This window comes from Ruegeria sp. AH12 (assembly GCF_056541465.1).
Genome location: NZ_JBQFYL010000139.1, coordinates 1 through 762, shown reverse-complemented (window position 1 = coordinate 762; position 762 = coordinate 1). Strand labels below are relative to the sequence as shown.

The 762-nt window shown below is 58.4% G+C and carries 2 protein-coding genes; both read right to left on the bottom strand.

Going from position 1 to position 762, the window contains the following annotated elements; translation table 11 throughout:
* Nucleotides 1-307, bottom strand: a 307-nt coding sequence (locus tag ACR0EL_RS22185; protein ID WP_480502316.1) for a hypothetical protein, incomplete at its 3' end; no start/stop codon positions are given.
* Nucleotides 304-762: hypothetical protein (locus ACR0EL_RS22180; RefSeq protein WP_480502315.1), on the bottom strand; the 459-nt coding region annotated here is incomplete at its 5' end. The genes ACR0EL_RS22185 and ACR0EL_RS22180, both read right to left, overlap by 4 nt.

The window sequence follows — 762 nt, the reverse complement described above, 5'->3', positions numbered from 1 at the left end:
ACACCCCATCCGCATCCGACCCAGTCGCCGCGGTCCGCATTGACCTCTCCAGCTTGCGGATCTGCCGATCGATCTGCTCAGGCGACATCTCATAAAGCTCTGGCTGCGTTTCGTCGTCTGTGCGGCCAAAGAGGCCCGATGCGCGGTATATGGCGTTAATCGTGGCGCTCTTGGCTTGTGCGGGTGCCTTTGGGTCTCTCAAGAGCAGTAAGGCGGCGTCAGTGGCCGCTTCAAGGCCCTCTGTCTTGATCCTCGCCTGAGTGCGGGTCAGCGCCTCCTCGGGCGTGATGTCGTCTCTGTCGGTCATTTGAACACCTCTGGCAGTTCGTCTTCGTCGTATTGGTCGAGTTGCAGTTTTTGAGCCTGGTCTTCCAGCCTTCGGATCTGTGCGTCCAACGCGCTGATCTCGTCACTGATCGGCTTATCGTCTTTCCGGAGATCCTCGATCAGCTTTTTGGCTTTTCGGCCGTCTCGGGCTTGTTGCCGTTCCGCGGGAGTTCCGGGACGCTTGGCTCTCCGTCTGATCTCATATTGCTCCAGCTCTTCCGACGTCATTTCAGCGATGCGCTCTTTCAGTTTTCTGTCCCGGATCGCCAGGCTCACTTGTTTGACCTTCAACCGAGATGAAGCAGCGCCCTTCTTCGGCCATTGGCGACGATGCCATTCTTTTCCCTTTGGTGTGGCTCCCCCGTGATAGCGGCAACGCAGACCTTCCTCCGACACGGGTTGTTGGCACGGTTGCCCGTCAGTGCGTTTCTTCGC